The sequence below is a fragment of the Salinicoccus sp. Bachu38 genome, assembly GCF_038561955.2.
GTDB classification, from domain to species: Bacteria; Bacillota; Bacilli; order Staphylococcales; family Salinicoccaceae; genus Salinicoccus; species Salinicoccus bachuensis.
Genome location: NZ_CP138333.2, coordinates 2,013,872 through 2,029,471 on the forward strand (window position 1 = coordinate 2,013,872; position 15,600 = coordinate 2,029,471).

19 protein-coding genes are annotated in these 15,600 nt (G+C 50.8%); 10 read left to right on the forward strand and 9 right to left on the reverse strand.

Annotated elements, in window-relative coordinates:
- Positions 1 to 6 precede the first annotated feature (6 nt).
- From RQP18_RS10285 to RQP18_RS10300, 4 genes are read left to right on the forward strand one after another with little or no spacing between them, the layout of a single operon-like run.
- The gene (locus RQP18_RS10285; RefSeq protein ID WP_342387604.1) at positions 7 to 1,362 is read left to right on the forward strand and encodes an ABC transporter substrate-binding protein; all 1,356 of its coding nucleotides are present in this window, start codon (positions 7 to 9) and stop codon (positions 1,360 to 1,362) included.
- 8 nt (positions 1,363 to 1,370) lie between these two features.
- Positions 1,371 to 2,258: a carbohydrate ABC transporter permease gene (locus tag RQP18_RS10290; RefSeq protein ID WP_342387605.1), complete on the forward strand. Its 888-nt coding sequence runs from the start codon at positions 1,371 to 1,373 to the stop codon at positions 2,256 to 2,258.
- A gap of 4 nt (positions 2,259 to 2,262) precedes the next feature.
- On the forward strand, positions 2,263 to 3,105 hold the full coding sequence (locus RQP18_RS10295; protein ID WP_342387606.1) for a carbohydrate ABC transporter permease: 843 nt from the start codon (positions 2,263 to 2,265) through the stop codon (positions 3,103 to 3,105).
- A gap of 57 nt (positions 3,106 to 3,162) precedes the next feature.
- Positions 3,163 to 3,555, forward strand: coding sequence for a VOC family protein (locus tag RQP18_RS10300; RefSeq protein ID WP_342387607.1), 393 nt, complete (start codon positions 3,163 to 3,165; stop codon positions 3,553 to 3,555).
- 39 nt (positions 3,556 to 3,594) lie between these two features.
- Here RQP18_RS10300 and RQP18_RS10305 read toward each other — a convergent pair whose 3' ends face one another.
- Positions 3,595 to 3,744 (reverse strand): hypothetical protein, encoded by a 150-nt coding sequence (locus tag RQP18_RS10305; protein WP_342387608.1) that lies wholly within the window; start codon positions 3,742 to 3,744, stop codon positions 3,595 to 3,597.
- Between the two features lie 315 nt (positions 3,745 to 4,059).
- Here RQP18_RS10305 and RQP18_RS10310 point away from each other — a divergent pair, with 315 nt between their 5' ends.
- Both RQP18_RS10310 and RQP18_RS10315 read left to right on the forward strand, forming a co-directional pair.
- Positions 4,060 to 4,257 carry a hypothetical protein gene (locus RQP18_RS10310; RefSeq protein ID WP_342387609.1) on the forward strand — a complete coding sequence of 66 codons (198 nt, stop codon included), beginning with the start codon at positions 4,060 to 4,062 and terminating at the stop codon, positions 4,255 to 4,257.
- A gap of 74 nt (positions 4,258 to 4,331) precedes the next feature.
- Complete coding sequence (locus tag RQP18_RS10315) at positions 4,332 to 4,601, forward strand: hypothetical protein (protein WP_342387610.1); 270 nt, start codon at positions 4,332 to 4,334, stop codon at positions 4,599 to 4,601.
- A gap of 3 nt (positions 4,602 to 4,604) precedes the next feature.
- On the opposite strand, the gene RQP18_RS10320 is transcribed toward RQP18_RS10315, so the two are convergent.
- The 3 genes from RQP18_RS10320 to RQP18_RS10330 all read right to left on the reverse strand — a co-directional run bounded on the left by RQP18_RS10320 (position 4,605) and on the right by RQP18_RS10330 (position 6,686).
- Complete coding sequence (locus RQP18_RS10320) at positions 4,605 to 5,042, reverse strand: GNAT family N-acetyltransferase (protein ID WP_342387611.1); 438 nt, start codon at positions 5,040 to 5,042, stop codon at positions 4,605 to 4,607.
- A 76-nt stretch (positions 5,043 to 5,118) separates the two neighbouring features.
- Complete coding sequence (locus tag RQP18_RS10325) at positions 5,119 to 5,757, reverse strand: FMN-dependent NADH-azoreductase (RefSeq protein WP_342387612.1); 639 nt, start codon at positions 5,755 to 5,757, stop codon at positions 5,119 to 5,121.
- A gap of 128 nt (positions 5,758 to 5,885) precedes the next feature.
- On the reverse strand, positions 5,886 to 6,686 hold the full coding sequence (locus RQP18_RS10330) for a class I SAM-dependent methyltransferase (protein WP_342387613.1): 801 nt from the start codon (positions 6,684 to 6,686) through the stop codon (positions 5,886 to 5,888).
- 118 nt (positions 6,687 to 6,804) lie between these two features.
- Between RQP18_RS10330 and RQP18_RS10335 the strand changes: the two genes are divergently transcribed.
- A complete protein-coding gene (locus RQP18_RS10335; protein WP_342387614.1) occupies positions 6,805 to 7,476 on the forward strand; it encodes a type 1 glutamine amidotransferase domain-containing protein in 672 nt (223 codons plus the stop codon).
- Between the two features lie 124 nt (positions 7,477 to 7,600).
- On the opposite strand, the gene RQP18_RS10340 is transcribed toward RQP18_RS10335, so the two are convergent.
- Complete coding sequence (locus RQP18_RS10340; protein WP_342387615.1) at positions 7,601 to 8,062, reverse strand: DinB family protein; 462 nt, start codon at positions 8,060 to 8,062, stop codon at positions 7,601 to 7,603.
- Between the two features lie 154 nt (positions 8,063 to 8,216).
- Between RQP18_RS10340 and RQP18_RS10345 the strand changes: the two genes are divergently transcribed.
- Positions 8,217 to 8,390, forward strand: a complete 174-nt coding sequence (locus RQP18_RS10345; RefSeq protein WP_342387616.1) for a hypothetical protein — start codon at positions 8,217 to 8,219, stop codon at positions 8,388 to 8,390.
- A gap of 78 nt (positions 8,391 to 8,468) precedes the next feature.
- The gene (locus RQP18_RS10350) at positions 8,469 to 9,938 is read left to right on the forward strand and encodes an MDR family MFS transporter (RefSeq protein WP_342387617.1); all 1,470 of its coding nucleotides are present in this window, start codon (positions 8,469 to 8,471) and stop codon (positions 9,936 to 9,938) included.
- Positions 9,939 to 9,979: 41 nt separating this feature from the next.
- Here RQP18_RS10350 and RQP18_RS10355 read toward each other — a convergent pair whose 3' ends face one another.
- Positions 9,980 to 11,377 carry an MDR family MFS transporter gene (locus RQP18_RS10355; protein WP_342387618.1) on the reverse strand — a complete coding sequence of 466 codons (1,398 nt, stop codon included), beginning with the start codon at positions 11,375 to 11,377 and terminating at the stop codon, positions 9,980 to 9,982.
- Positions 11,378 to 11,470: 93 nt separating this feature from the next.
- Positions 11,471 to 12,697 (reverse strand): peptidase T, encoded by a 1,227-nt coding sequence (pepT, locus tag RQP18_RS10360; RefSeq protein ID WP_342387619.1) that lies wholly within the window; start codon positions 12,695 to 12,697, stop codon positions 11,471 to 11,473.
- A gap of 112 nt (positions 12,698 to 12,809) precedes the next feature.
- On the opposite strand from pepT, the gene RQP18_RS10365 reads away from it, so the two are divergent.
- Positions 12,810 to 13,856, forward strand: a complete 1,047-nt coding sequence (locus tag RQP18_RS10365; protein ID WP_342387620.1) for an LLM class flavin-dependent oxidoreductase — start codon at positions 12,810 to 12,812, stop codon at positions 13,854 to 13,856.
- Between the two features lie 41 nt (positions 13,857 to 13,897).
- On the opposite strand, the gene RQP18_RS10370 is transcribed toward RQP18_RS10365, so the two are convergent.
- Together RQP18_RS10370 and RQP18_RS10375 are read right to left on the reverse strand one after the other, a co-directional pair.
- Positions 13,898 to 14,413: a GNAT family N-acetyltransferase gene (locus RQP18_RS10370; protein ID WP_342387621.1), complete on the reverse strand. Its 516-nt coding sequence runs from the start codon at positions 14,411 to 14,413 to the stop codon at positions 13,898 to 13,900.
- 21 nt (positions 14,414 to 14,434) lie between these two features.
- Positions 14,435 to 15,496 (reverse strand): D-alanine--D-alanine ligase family protein, encoded by a 1,062-nt coding sequence (locus RQP18_RS10375; protein WP_342387622.1) that lies wholly within the window; start codon positions 15,494 to 15,496, stop codon positions 14,435 to 14,437.
- Between the last annotated feature and the right edge of the window lie 104 nt (positions 15,497 to 15,600).

Below are 15,600 nucleotides of genomic sequence, written 5' to 3' on the forward strand. Positions count from 1 at the left end.
CAAATTATGAAAAGGTTTCTATTTCTTATTTTAGCGGCAGTTTTTGTACTGAGTGCCTGCGGCGGTTTCCAGATCGGGGATTCCGAAGGTTCCAATTCTTCAGAAGAAGACAGCGCATCGGGCGAAACGGAAGGCAGTGATGCTGAAGGCTCGAACGGCGAAACGGTTACGCTTGATTTCTGGTCATTCTGGGGCTCTGAACAGAGGCGTCCGGTAATCGACAAGATCATCGAGGACTTCAACAATTCACAGGATGAAATCGAAGTACAGCATACCTACGTCCCTTGGGGCGACATCTGGACCAAGAACCTGGCAGCAATTGCTGCCGGCGACCCGCCGGATGTCATCATCAATGATATCAACACGGTGAAGCTGAGAGCACAGGAGGGGCAGATGGAGCCGATTACGGAATTCGTCGACTCCGATGTACAGAACCGCTTCTACGACCAGATGACGGAAGCGACGATGCATGAGGATGAAATGTATGCCCTGCCGTTCAATACGGATACACAGATCCTTTTCTATAATAAGGATCTGTTCGAAGAGGCCGGCCTGGATCCGGAAGACCCGCCGTCCACATGGGCAGAAGCTGAAGAGTACGCTACCCAGCTTGATGTCGAGGAAGGCGGCAGCTACGAACGCATCGGCTTCTATCCGCTGATCGGGGCAGGTTCTGATGTATGGATGATGAACGCCCTCGGTGAGAACTACGTCAGCCCGGAAGGGGATGTGAAAATCGATACGGAACCCGTCCACGATACATTCAACTGGATTCTCGAACAGAAGAACAAATACGGGGAGAATACGATCACGTCAATCAACTCCCAGTTCGAAAATGCCCAGCAGGATCCTTTCATGGCCGGCAACATCGGCATGATGGTACAGAATGCCAACTACTACGTCCAGCTCAGGGATTTTGGACAGGATATCAACTTCGGTGTCGCGCCATTGCCTGAAAAAGAGGAAGGGAACGGACACACATCCTGGGGCGGCGGTTTCGTTGCCGAAATACCAAAAGGCGCCAAAGATCCTGAAGCTTCCTACAAGTTCATCGAGTTCCTGACGAATCATGATTCACAGCTCTATTGGGCGGAAAACAACTTCGACCTCGTCGCCCATGAGGAGGCCGGCAATTCAGCTGCAGAAAGTGATGAATTCAGTGAATCAGGAAGGGAAGTCTATTCCCTCATGGTAGAGAACATGGACAATACACTCCTTACACCTCAGCCGCTTGTGGCTCCGGATTTCGCAAGCACGGTGAATCCGACATTTGAATCCATCATCAGTGAAAATACAACTGTCGAAGCGGGACTGGAAAAGGCACAATCTGACCTTGAACGCATAGTTGAAAATAATAGATAGGTGATTCGATGTATAAAAAGAAAGAGAACCTCTACGGCTATATTTTCATATTGCCATGGATCATCGGTTTTTTGGGGCTGACACTCGGCCCCTTGCTTTTTTCTCTTGTAGGCAGTTTTACAAACTATAATGTGACGTCACAGATGGATTTCGTCGGATTCGCGAACTATAAGGAAATGTTCATGTACGACGACCTGTTCTGGACATCACTCTACAACACCCTGTACTTCGTCGCCTTCTCCGTCCCTCTGACGACGATCGCGGCGATACTGATATCGACACTGATGAACCAGGATATCCCGGGGATGCGCATATTCCGTACCATCTATTATCTGCCGGCAATCCTTTCAGGCGTCGGGGTCTATCTTTTGTGGATGCAGCTGCTCGACCCGTCGACGGGACTGATCAACCAGTTCCTCGCCCTGTTCGGCATCGACGGTCCGAACTGGCTGTTCGATGCCGAATGGTCGAAGCCTTCCCTCATCATGATGAAATTGTGGAGTGCCGGCGGCAGCATGCTGCTGTATCTCGCTGCGATGCAGGGTGTATCCAAAACACTCTACGAAGCAGCGATCATGGACGGGGCTTCCCGTGTGCAGATGTTCTTCAGGATCACCCTGCCCATGGTGACGCCGATCATCTTCTTCGATATCGTGACCAGCACGATCGGGTCCTTCCAGATTTTTCAGGAAGCCTATGTAATGAGTGCGGACAATGCGGGGGCACCGGAAAACTCACTGCTGTTCTATAACCTCTACATGTGGATCAACGCCTTCAACGTGTTCGATATGGGTTATGCGATGGCCATGTCATGGATACTGTTCATCATCGTATTGATTCTGACCATCATCAACTTCAAATTCGCCAGACGGTGGGTCCATTATGAGGGGGATTGATTGAATGTACAACTCCAACAAGATGAAATTCTGGCGGGCCTTCAACTTCGTGCTTCTGATTGTCGGCAGCCTCTTCATGATTGCACCCCTGTTCTGGATGATATCGATAGCGCTCAAATCCATGGAGGAGATATACCGCGGGGAGTTCACATTCATCCCCCAGGATATCCAGTTCTCCAATTTCATTGACATCTTCGACATTGCACCATTTTTCACCTACTTCATCAATACTTCAGTCATCACGGTGCTTGTCGTATTCGCGAATGTATTCGTGAATGCATTCATTGCCTACGGCTTCGCCAAGATCAATTTCAAGGGACGGGAGATACTCTTCATATTTGTGCTCTCCACCATGATGCTGCCGGGGTTCATTACACTGATTCCCCAGTACGTCATTTTTGCGGAACTTGGCCTTGTGAACACCTACTACCCGCTGGTGCTGCCTTCATTCTTTGGCAGTGCATTCAACATCTTCCTGCTGCGCCAATTCTTCAAGGGTGTACCAGGCAGTATGATCGAAGCGGCCAGGATGGAAGGTGCAAACCACTTCCAGATATTCTTCAAGATTGCGCTTCCGATGATCAAGCCGGCACTATTCACAGTGGCGATATTCTCTTTCAACGGCGTGTGGAACGACTTCCTCGGACCGTTGCTGTATCTGAATGATGAGTCCCTCTATACGCTCCAGCTCGGCCTCCAGGTCTTCAAGGAGCAGTCGAGTACCCAGTGGAACTACCTGATGGCCGGTTCACTGCTTGTGCTCATGCCTGTCATCATCCTGTTCTTCTTCTTCCAGAAGTACTTCATACAGGGATCGAACATATTGGGTCAGACGGACGAAAAATAGGACGCCCAGCAGGGCGTCCTATTTTTTTGTTATACTGGAGAAAAAAGGAGCGGAACAATGAAATCCATCACCCCATTTTTGACATTCGAAGGCCGTGCCGAAGAAGCCATGAAATATTACGAGGAGACATTCAAGGATGCGGAGATCCGCCTGCTCCAGAAGTACGACGCTGCGGACCCGAGTCTCGAAGGCAAAGTGATGCAGGGAGCCATAAGGATACAGGACCAGCTGATCATGATGATGGACAGCCAGGTCCCGCATGAGTTCACCTTCACTCCGAGCATGTCCTTCTATATTGAATGCGAAACCCTCGAGGAAATAGAACTCTACTACAGGAAACTGAAAAAGCAGGGGGCCATCCATATGCCCCTCGACGAATATGGGTTCTCCAGACAGTTCGCCTGGCTCCAGGACCAGTTCGGCGTGGCATGGCAGCTCAACCTGTCATAGGAAAAAGGCCATCCCTGAACAGGGATGGCCTTTAATATCTTATGCAGTTCTTCTGCCGAATATCCTCTCAAAAATGGACTTTCCGCTTCTCTCCTCTTTCTTCTTCTCTGAAAGGTAAGTATAGCTGTCAGCAATCTTCTTATATTCTTCCATGCGCAGATCTGCTGAAATACGATCAGTTGAAAACATCCCAATTCCTCCTATTAATCTGTAATTTTATTTTTTTACTTTTAACAGATAGCATTTATCTCAAATTCAATATATCATCATATGCAGGTCTCATCAAACATAATGTGATTAAATTATCAAAGTAACTCTATTATAAATTTTTAAACAATTCTATAATATATAATATTTTAAGTAATTAAATTTCATTTTCAATTGACTTGAAGAGAATTCATGCCCTGACATGCATCCTTATGCTTATGATTCCGCTTTCCTGTTTGTTTTATGTATACTTGGGGTATTTTCCTAATACAACGTATGAAAGAAAGGCGGATGAATATGAAAAAATGGATGCTTTCAATGGGAATGACCATGATGCTTATCCTTGGTGCATGTGCGCCGGAAGGTACCGGAGATACAGATCCTCCTGTTGACGAGGATGAAGATACTGCCAACCCGGAGCAGGATGATGGAGACCGTGAGGAGGCTGCTGAAGATCTGGATGAAGATTTCCAGGACGAAGAAGAGGATGACTAACCATCCTGATTTCAGTCATAATGGTGTATAATTGATATACCTTCATAAGACTGAAAATGAAAGGGAGTCTGTCCATGTGGTGGATAATCATGATTGTACTGATTGGTGTTGCGGGGGGCTTCGGCAGCGACTACTTGAAGCATAAGCGCAAGATGGAACAGATCCGGCTGGATGTCCTCGACAAGGAACTCGAACTGGAGCGGATCAGGCAGGAGAATTTTCTTCTTGAAAACCACTCCATGAGGGAGGAACTCGAACGGATCCGCCTGGAAAACCGGCAGCTCTATGAAAAGGATACTGATCGTCGCTGGCTTATTGAAGAGACGAAGAGGAAAGAGGAATGAGCATCATGCCCATTCCTCTTTGTATTCCATATCGATATGCGGGATGCCATCTTCAAGATGGACCTCTGAAGTCGTCCTGAACCCGAGTGACTGATAGAATTTCTCCAGGTGTGCCTGGCCATGCAGATAGATCCGTTCACCTTTGAAGTGTGTATGTACATAATCCATGGCCTGTCCCATAAGCGCCTGCCCCACTCCACTGCTGCGACGGTCTGCCCTGACAATGACCCGGCCGATGGATATGGGGCTCCCATGCACGATTCTCAGATAGGCGATAATCCCCGTATCATCCGTCCTATAGATATGGGTACATTCCGGATCCAGGCCATCAATTTCCTGATAGGCGCATGCCTGTTCCACCACGAATACGGAAACCCTGAGCCTGTATATCTCCTCCAGTGTACGGACATCCAATTCTTCAAATGCTCTAATATGCCACATCAAATACCCTCCCATTCAAATCTATTTAAATGATAGCACAAAAAAACCGATGCGGAGCATCGGTTTTTTTAGCATCCTATGCGAATTGGGCGTTGAGTTCCCGTGCGCATTCACGCACGCTTTCAAGACCTTCTTCAATGATTCTCGCCGCTTCCTGAGGCATTGCATTATGCCCTTCGATGATGACTTCATCGATGATTTCCATGCCGAATACACCGCCGATGACATTTTTCATGTAGTTGTGGGACATATCCATGCCCTGCATTTCAGGTGCGCTGTACATCCCGCCACGTGCGTTGAGAAGGAGGACCTTCTTGTCCGTCATGAGCTGTGCCATTGATCCATCTGCATTGTATTTGAAGGTGAACCCTGCTGAGTATACATAGTCGATGAATGTCTGGAGACGTGCCGGAATCGTGAGATTCCATAGCGGGAATGCAAATACGATGATGTCCGCCGCTTCGAATGCGTCCATCGCTTTCTGCTTTGCATCCATCAGGCGCTGTTCGTCCGCATCCAATGCTTCGTCGTTCTGTATCTTGCCGAGTGCACTGAACAGTTCATGCCCGATATACGGCATATCTTCCTCGAATATGTCGTATACATTGATGTTCATATTTTTATTGCCCTCCACGGACTCCATGAATGCATCATACATTTTTGTAGAGATGCCGTCCGGACGGTTGTTTGCTTTTACTACGAGTACATTTTTCATTTATGATCCTCCAATAAGATAATGTCTGTGCTTATCACATAATCTATATAATAACAAAAAGTAAGTACCTTGTGTATATAAATGCTCAAAAATCAAAAATTATCTTCAATTGAAGGGAAGATGCCCGTTCAAAGCTGCAGATTGTTCTTGTTCTGCAGAATCGCAACGCTCAAAATATGTGGAATCTTATGCCTGCCGTCGGGGAAATTGTCTTCAAGGTAGCTGCTGATGCGGTTCAATGTGTTTCTCCTCTGCTTCTCCTTGAATGCGGCAAGCCAGGAGACGGAGGACAGCCGCCCGGCCCATTCTTCGTTTGTAAACTTGACTTCATAGTCCATCTTATACAGGTCCATCAGATCGAACTTGGCATATTTCCATTCGTCGAACCATTCCACGGGGAAACTGTTGATCATCTGGGTGGCCATATCCTTTGTGCCCGCCGGTCTGATCTGCTTGTCCGTCGAATAGGACTGGATGATCTTCATGGACTCCTTGACGATCTTCGAAGCGGATGTAAAACCGGAATCCATGATGACCAGATGGCCGCCAGGCTTCAGGATGCGCTTCACTTCCTCTATCGTCTTCTCCCGGTCGAACCAGTGCCATGCCCGCATCACGGTGACGATATCATAGCTGTTTGATGGCAGACCTGTATCTTCAGCATACTTCTGTACGAAATTGATTCTCTGATCATCTCCGATGTGCGTTTTCCCCACTTCAATCAGTTCGGCTGAAGGCTCCACGGCATCCACGATGGCCCCCCTGTCACTCAGCATCTTGCTGAGCAGTCCGGGCCCCGCCCCGAGGTCCGCCACCTTGCTGCCTGCGATTGCCACGCCACGTTTTTCCAACCCCTTGATCAGGCTGTCAGGGATGTCATCCCTGTACTTCAGATAATTGTCAGCGACATTGCCAAAGTTTACATTCATTTCTTTCCCTCCATGAGCTGGATGATTTTTTATTCATCGACCAATTTGTTTATTAAGATTATTAAAAGAAGATTAATCCCGATCCACTCAGGGTAAACCACAAGAAAGGAGAGTGGATATGACTATGACTAGATCCGTACTACTTATAGTAACCAACCACGGTACAATCAACAACGATGAAGACAGACCGACCGGACTATGGCTCGGCGAGGCTGCAGAGCCCTATCATGTCTTCCAGAGTGCAGGCTTCAAGGTTGACATCGCATCACCGAAAGGCGGTTCCGTTCCCCTGGATCCAAACTCTTTGGACGGTGAGCAGGATGAAGGGAACAATGAGGTGATCAGATTGCTCCAGAACACCAAACGTGTGAAAGACATGGTATATGAAAGATACGACGCATTGTTCTTCGCCGGTGGGCACGGCACAATGTACGACTTCCCCGGCCAGCCCGACATCCAGAATATCCTGGCATTCTTCAAGGATGACGGCCGCATCATCAGTGCGGTATGCCACGGCCCCGCCGCATTCGCCGATGCCAAGACCAAGGATGGCAAATATGTTGTGGACGGCGTCAAATTGACAGGCTTCACGAATGAAGAGGAGAAGTCGATGGAGCTCCTTGATGACATGCCTTTCGCATTGCAGTCGAAGCTCGAATCCAATGGCGCAGGCTTCGTCGTCGGAGAAGCGATGGAGGAACACATCGTTACAGATGGAAACTTCATCACCGGCCAGAATCCGGCATCCGCAGAGGCTGCAGCGAGAGCTGTCGTCAACAGGTTGAAATAGCAATCCCTCCCCCGGAATCACCGGGGGTTTTTTTTACATATGCCTTACATTAAAGATACTATAAATTCCCTTTAAAATGAACATCCCAATTTACCCATCAAAAAAGAGCATCACAAGATGCTCCCTAATGGTTATCCAGTACCCTTTTCATTTCCTGGACTTTGCCCACATGCATCGCTTCATGCAGAATGATGAAGGCGAACTGCTCCCTGCGGGTGGTCATTCCCATGAATTCCCTCGGAAGGTCTTCTTCGAGAACTGCTTCGTCCAGATCCTGAAGACGTTCAGGCTGTCCTTTGAGCAGGGCTTCGATTTCATCGGTCGCGGGGGTGTCCCCATCAAAATCATCCGGACTTGTACCGAAAGCAAAGTATTTCTTATACCGCTTATGCGTATCGGTGTTCTTGTCCGTCAATGCAGCAGTCACCATCTCCATCATCGTAGCAATATGCCCGAGCTGCCAGTGGACGCTGTTTGGAAATCCTTCAGGGATGATATGCATGTCTTCCTCTTTCATTCCATCGAAGAGATCAAGCGTCCATCCTCTCGTCTTTTCCAGTTCAAACAACAGAAGTTCCTTGCTCATAAATAATCTCCCTTCCTGTTTTTCTCCATTATTCCTCTACCCTGATCCCGTCATTTCATTCATGGAGTGCCGTCAGGAATCTCTAGACCGCTTTGATGGACAGCCGGTCCCCTTGAAAGTTATATTCAACATAATAAACAATGGAGGTAAAAATATGACACGCCTACTGCTGAACCTGGTGCTCATGGGCATCACCACACTCGCAATCTACTGGCTCATCACTGCATTCGCACCATCGATGGGCACCTATGCCATCCCCATCTCACTGCTTCTCGGCATCACCCTGGGATTCTTCATCTATATCACAATCGACAACAGGATTGGATAAATCAGTGCAAAATCCTTGATTGTTTCGAAAATCGGAATATAATAGTAATATTGATTTTAAAGAAACAGAGGTATTTGCATGGAAACATCTGAAAGATCCAAGCCGGACTACCGTCTTATATTCATACTGCTCTCCGGCGCTTTTGTCGCATTGCTGTCCAATACGTTCCTGAATGTCGCACTGCCATCCATAAAGGATGACTTCGGCATCACCACTTCCACAGTACAGTGGGTCTCTACAGCATATATGCTCGTCAGCGGAATCGTCATCCCGACGACCGCCTTCCTGATGCAGAGATTCAGCGCAAGAACGCTTTTCCTGGCAGCGATGCTGCTCTTCCTTTCCGGCACATTGATCGCCGGCTTTTCGCCCACTTTCCCTGTCCTGATCCTGGGCCGCATGGTACAGGCTTCCGGCTCGGCCATTCTCATGCCCCTGCTGATGAACGTCATGATCACAAGCTTTCCTCCGGAGCGCCGGGGGACGGCGATGGGCCTTTTCAGTCTGGTCATGTTCTTTGCACCGGCCATCGGACCGACCCTTTCCGGATTCATCGTACAGAGCTACTCATGGCATTACCTGTTCTTCATCATGGTACCGGTACTGCTGGTCGTACTCAGCATCGGATGGTTCAAGCTACCTGAGACGGAGACTGCATATTCCACTAAAATCGACATCCCCTCTGTCATACTGTCGACCCTCGGGTTCGGCGGCATACTGTATGGCTTCAGTTCCGCAGGAAACAGCGGCTGGCTGAGAGCAGATGTCATACTCGCGCTGCTCACCGGTTTCATCAGCGTGTTCTTCTATATCCGGAAGCAGACACGGATGCGTGAACCGATGCTGGACTTCTCAGTATACAAATTTCCGATGTTCACACTGTCTTCCCTTCTGATCGGAACGATGAACATGGCCCTTTTCTCCGGGATGATCCTCATGCCGATATACCTTCAGGATATCCAGGGCATCTCCCCGCTCGATACAGGCCTCCTGCTTCTGCCGGGGGCGCTGATCATGGGATTCATGAGCCCGGTATCCGGAAAGCTGTTCGACATGTTCGGACCGAGGAATCTTGCGATCTTCGGACTGGTCCTGACCGTATCGACGACATTCTTCTTCAGCCGGCTCACCTTTGACACGAGCTATACGTTCCTGATCATGCTCTACTCGATCCGCGCATTCGGCATGACACTCGTCATGACGCCTGTGATGACGAACGGCATGAACCAGCTGACACCGAAGCTGACGCCGCACGGTTCATCCATCAACAGCATGCTGAACCAGGTGTCCGGCGCGATCGGCACGGCACTGCTGATCACCATCATGCAGAATACGATGAACCGGAAGCTCTCCGGCGTTTCCCAACCGGATGCAACGACGATGAACCAGGCGATGCTCGATGGCATCAACTTCGCCTTCCTCGTCGCCACACTGCTGCTCGCCATCGCCCTTGTGCTGTCATTCTTCCTGAAACGTGTCACAACCGACGAAGTCCTTGGGGACTCGATGACTAAAGCACGGCCGATTGAACCCGTCGAAGAGAAATAAAAATAGCGCTGCCCAGTCTCGGGCAGCGCTATTTTTATATTCTAGTCATGTGACACTGGCTTCCTCAAGGTGAAGGACAGCAGGAGTCCGATGAGTGAAATGATGGCCGCTGCAAGGAAGGCCGTGTTCACACCATCTATCATGCCCTGCATCCCTTCGGAAGGATTGGCAGTATGGGTCATGATCGAGACGAGCAGTGCGGTACCGACCGCCCCTGCGATCTGGCGCATCGTGTTGTTCATGGCGGTGCCATGGGGCACGAGCTTCGGTGACAGCTGGTTCAGCCCGGCTGTCGTCACCGGCATCATCACCATCGCCACCCCGAGCATCCTGACGGCATTGACCGCTGCCAGATAGGTGAATGTCGTATCTGTATCGATCATCGTGAACATGTATGTCGTCACGGTCACCAGGCCAAGCCCGATGATTGCCAGCCACCTGGCACCGAACATGTCGAAGAGTTTCCCCGTCACCGGGCTCATCGAGCCCATGATCAGTGCACCCGGCAGCAGCATCAGTCCGGATTCAAGTGGTGTGAATCCCATCATGTCCTGCATCAGGATCGGCAGTATGACCGCCCCACCGATCATGGACATGAAGACCACCATGCCGAGTCCTGTCGTCAGCGCAAAAATCTTGTCCTTGAAGACTTTGAATTCGAGGATCGGCTGTTCGAGCTTCTGCTGTCGTCTGATGAACAGGAACAGTGTCACTGCACCCAGTGTGAGCGAAACGAGCACCGGTGTACTCAGCCAGCCGCTGCTTCCTGCAACACTGAATCCGTAAAGCAGTCCGCCGAAGCCGAAGGTGGAAAGGATGATGGATGGGACGTCCAGTTTCGGATTCGTCCGCTCCGTCACATTCCTAAGTATGAAGTAGGCGACGATCAGGTCGATGATGACGATTGGAATGATGATGAAGAAAAGGCCTCTCCAGGGGTAGCTCTGCACGAACCAGCCCGAAAGCGTCGGCCCGATGGCCGGCGCAAATCCGATGACCAGGCCGAACATGCCCATCGCCGTCCCCCGCTTCTCAAGCGGATAGATCAGGAAGATGATCGTCTGCATCAGCGGCATGATGATGCCGGCACCCGATGCCTGGAGGATCCTTCCGACCAGGAGTATTTCAAAACCCGGTGCCAATCCACAGACGAGTGTACCGAATCCGAACAGCCCCATCGCCGTAAAGAACAGGGTCCGTGTCGTAAACTTGCCTATGAGGAATGCCGTAATCGGAATCATGATTCCATTGACCAGCATGAATACGGATTGGAGCCACTGGGCGACGTCCGCATCAATCTGCAGGTCTTCCATGATCGGCGGGATGGCTGTCGCCAACAGCGTCTGGTTCAGAATGGCCGCAAATGCTCCGGAAATAAGTACAGCCATCAGTGGCAACCTTTTGATGGTGGCTGATGACTGCTGTTCACTAGCTGACATAAAAAATCCTTCTTTCTATAAATAAAACGAAATAATATTATATTTGCCAAAAACAACATATATAATATTGCCTCAATGAGAAAGAAATATCAACTACTTTTGCTCGGCGGCATTGCGGCTGATTTCAGTGATCACCTTCACCGCCTTCTCCATATTATCTACAGAAATATATTCGAATTTTCCATGGAAGTTCTCTCCACCGGTGAAGAGGTTCGGTGTCGGGAGGCCCTTATATGACAGCTGGGAGCCGTCCGTCCCGCCCCTGACCGGTTCGATGACCGGAGTGATATCGAGTGCTTCCATCGCCTGCTTCGCATATTCGACGATCTCCATGTGCGGTTCGATCCGATCCCTCATGTTGTAGTACTGGTCATTCATATCCAATATGACACGATCTTCTCCGTACTGTGCCTTCAGTGCATCGGCATGGGATGCCATCTGTCCTTTTCGGTCTTCGAATGCATTTTTGTCGAAGTCGCGGATGATGAAGTTGACTTCCGTCTTCTCCACATCCCCGCTGATGTTGGTCAGATGGAAGAATCCTTCATATCCTTCCGTATGCTCGGGCGTGTCTTCAGCATTGAAGCGGGTGATGAATTCGGCAGCCATCCGTCCTGCATTGATCATCTTGTTCTTGGCGGTGCCGGGATGGACGCTGTTGCCGATGAAGGTCACTTTCGCCGCTGCCGCGTTGAAGCTTTCGTACTGCAGTTCACCGAGCGGCCCTCCATCCACGGTATAGGCGAAATCCGCACCGAAGCGCTCCACATCGAAATGGTGCGGCCCGCGTCCGATCTCCTCGTCCGGAGTGAACGCCACCCTTATCTTCCCGTGCTTCACTTCGGGATGATCGATGAGATATTCCATCGCCGTCATTATTTCTGCGATGCCTGCCTTGTTGTCGGCTCCAAGGAGCGTCGTCCCATCCGTCGTCATGAGCGTGTGCCCCCTATAGTCTTCAAGCTCCGGGAACTGCTCCGGAGTGAGTGTGACACCAAGCGCTTCATTCAGCACAATATCTCCGCCTTCATAGTCGGTCACCTGGGGATTGACACCCCTGCCCGTAAAATCCGTCGCGGTATCCACGTGGGCGAGAAAGCCGATGACCGGTGCCCCTTCGGTATTTGCAGGCAGTGTGGCCATCAGATAGCCGTTTTCATCCGTTTCCACCTCCTCCATCCCGATCCCTTTCAGCTCTTCCTCAAGCAGGCGGATCAGATCCCACTGCTTGTATGTAGAAGGTATGGATTCACTTGAAACATCGGACTGGGTATCGATTCTGGCATATTTTGATAGTCTTTCAATCAGTTGAGTGCGCAATTCATTCATCTCCTATGTTTTTTCTTCATTTTACCATATCATCCGTTCATTCTTTTAATGAAAGGAAAGATTCAGTGATAGAATGGAGGCAATATGATAAGGGAGGAATCCTATGGAACTCGGAATCAGTACATTTGCAGAAACATTGCCGGATCCCCACACAGGGGAAACGATCACCCATGCCGAACGGCTGAGGGACATCGTCGAGGAAATCGAAATGGCGGATCACGTCGGACTCGATGTCTACGCCGTCGGGGAGCATCACCGTGAGGACTATGCCGTCTCCGCGCCTGAAGTCATCCTTGCTGCAGGCGCCGCACGCACCAGCAGTATCAGGCTCTCCAGTGCAGTGACGGTCCTCTCCTCGGACGACCCGGTAAGGGTGTACGAAAGGTTCGCCATGCTGGATGGCATTTCCGGTGGACGGGCGGAGATCATGGCCGGCAGAGGTTCTTTCATCGAATCGTTCCCACTGTTCGGATATGACCTGAATGACTATGACGCACTATTTGAAGAGAAGCTCGATCTTCTGCTCCAGCTTCAGAAAGGCGGTCCCATCCATTGGAGCGGCAGACACCGTGCACCGATCAGCGGCCTCGAAGTATTTCCAAAGCCGGAACAGGAGGCCCTGCCCGTCTGGATCGCCAGCGGCGGCACACCGGATTCCACGGTCAGGGCCGGCAAGCTCGGCCTGCCGCTCGTGCTCGCCATCATTGGAGGCCGACCGCAGAACTTCGCAGCCCTTGTCGAGCTGTACAAGCAGACGGCGGCACAATCCGGCCACAGGATCGAGTCGCTCGGCATCGCCTCCCACAGCCACGGCTTTGTGTGGGATACGGATGAAGAAGCGGCGGACCTGTTCTTCCCTTCCACCCGACAGGGCATGAACAAGGTCGGATCTGAACGCGGCTGGGGCAACTACACGCGCCGGAGCTTCGATATTGCCCGGTCGGAAAAGGGCGCGCTCTACTGCGGCAGTCCGGAGACGGTCGCCAGAAAAATCATCGATCTGAGGAAGAATGTGGGCATCAAGCGGTTCCTGCTTCATACACCACTCGGCACGATGCCCCATGACCAGGTCCTGAAATCCATCCGCCTGTTTGGTGAGAAAGTGGCCCCCATTGTGAAAGACGAGATCGCGCAATGGGAAGGGAGATAGAATATCAAAAATGCATCCCCTCAGTGGAGGGGATGCATTTTTCAGGAAAGCACCTTCAGATCATCAAACCCATATACCAGTTCGACATGGACCGTGTTGCCGATGGCCGTCTCTTCCTTGCCGATCTTGTGTCCTCCGAGCTTTTCATAGAACCCGCATGCCGGATTGTCTTCAAGGACCGATATGACCATCTTTTCGAAGCCGCGTTCCAGAAGGTCGGCAGCAACCGCTCCGACCAGCTGCCTGCCTCCACCATTACGTTGGGCGGATTCATAGAGGTAGATGGCGTAGAGTTCCCCGTCATACCCGACATATTCGCCTGAACGCTCGGGGCCGCCTATCGCAAAGCCGACAACTTCACCCGAACCGTCTTCAAGGAGGAATATCGGATTCTCCTCAATCGCACGTGTCCATATTTTTTCACGATCTTCATACTTCAGGTTCTCCAGATAGTCTTCCTCAATGATGCCATGATAGGTCGTGCGCCAGCTGTCTACCTGCACTTTCGCAATGGCAGGCGCATCATTGGCATCCGCCTTCCTCAGATTGAATTCCATATCTCCATCCCCTTCCGAAATTTATAATAGGTCCGTCTTCAGGCGGCTGTTCAGCCGGTGGCGTTCAATCGACAGCGTGACCAGCCGGTCCAGAAGTTCGGGATAGCTGATGCCCGATGCTTCCAGCAGTTTCGGGTACATGCTGATGCTGGTGAACCCGGGAAGCGTATTGACCTCATTCACGATGACCTCCCCATCATCCGTCAGGAAGACATCCACCCGCGCCATCCCTTCGCAGTCGAGGGTCCTATAGACGGTGCGGGCAGTCTGGCGTATCTTTTCAGCAGTCGGCTGCTCGAGCCTCGCCGGGATTTCCAGTGCCGCCCCGCTCTCATCGATGTATTTCGATTCATAGGAGTAGAACTCGGTATTCGCCACGATTTCGCCAGGTACGGAAACGGTCAGATCCGTATTGCCGAGGACCGAGACTTCGATTTCGCGCCCCTGGACTGCACTTTCGACCATCACTTTCGTATCGAATTCGAATGCCAGGGCGAGGGCTTCATGGAATGACCGCTCATCCGTCACTTTCGACACACCGACCGAAGAACCCTGGTTCACCGGTTTGATGAACATCGGCAGACCGAGGTCCGCTTCCACTGCGTCGTAGTCCACCGCGTCCTTTTCCTCATGGCGGAAGACCACCCAGTCGGCCACATTGGTACCCTCAAGCTTCAGGAGGCGCTTTGTCATATCCTTGTCCATGCAGACCGCCGAACTTCTGACATTGCAGCCGGCGTAAGGGACGCCGATCATTTCAAGCACCCCCTGGACGATGCCGTCCTCCCCGGCCGTACCGTGCAGTATCGGCAGTACGGCATCAAAGTGGTGCGTACCCTTTTCGGAGATGAACTGCTGCGATGGCACAATGGAGAGGCGGACGCCGTTGTCCCCATCCGTCAGCGCTTCGATCCGCTCGGACTGGTCCGCCAGCAGCCACTCCCCCTGCTTTGATATATGGATCAGGTGGATGTTGTACTTGTCCCTATCGAGTGCACCCAGTACACTTTCGGCAGAACGCATGGATACTTCATGCTCCGTCGACTGTCCACCGTATAAAATTCCTAAATTCAACTTTTCCATGTTAACACTCCCAGGTCGAGATTTTCTATGTTTGCAAGTCTCCATGAATCATCAATGGAATGGTACTACTATATTATCACAGAGCACCCTCCACTTCCCTCATT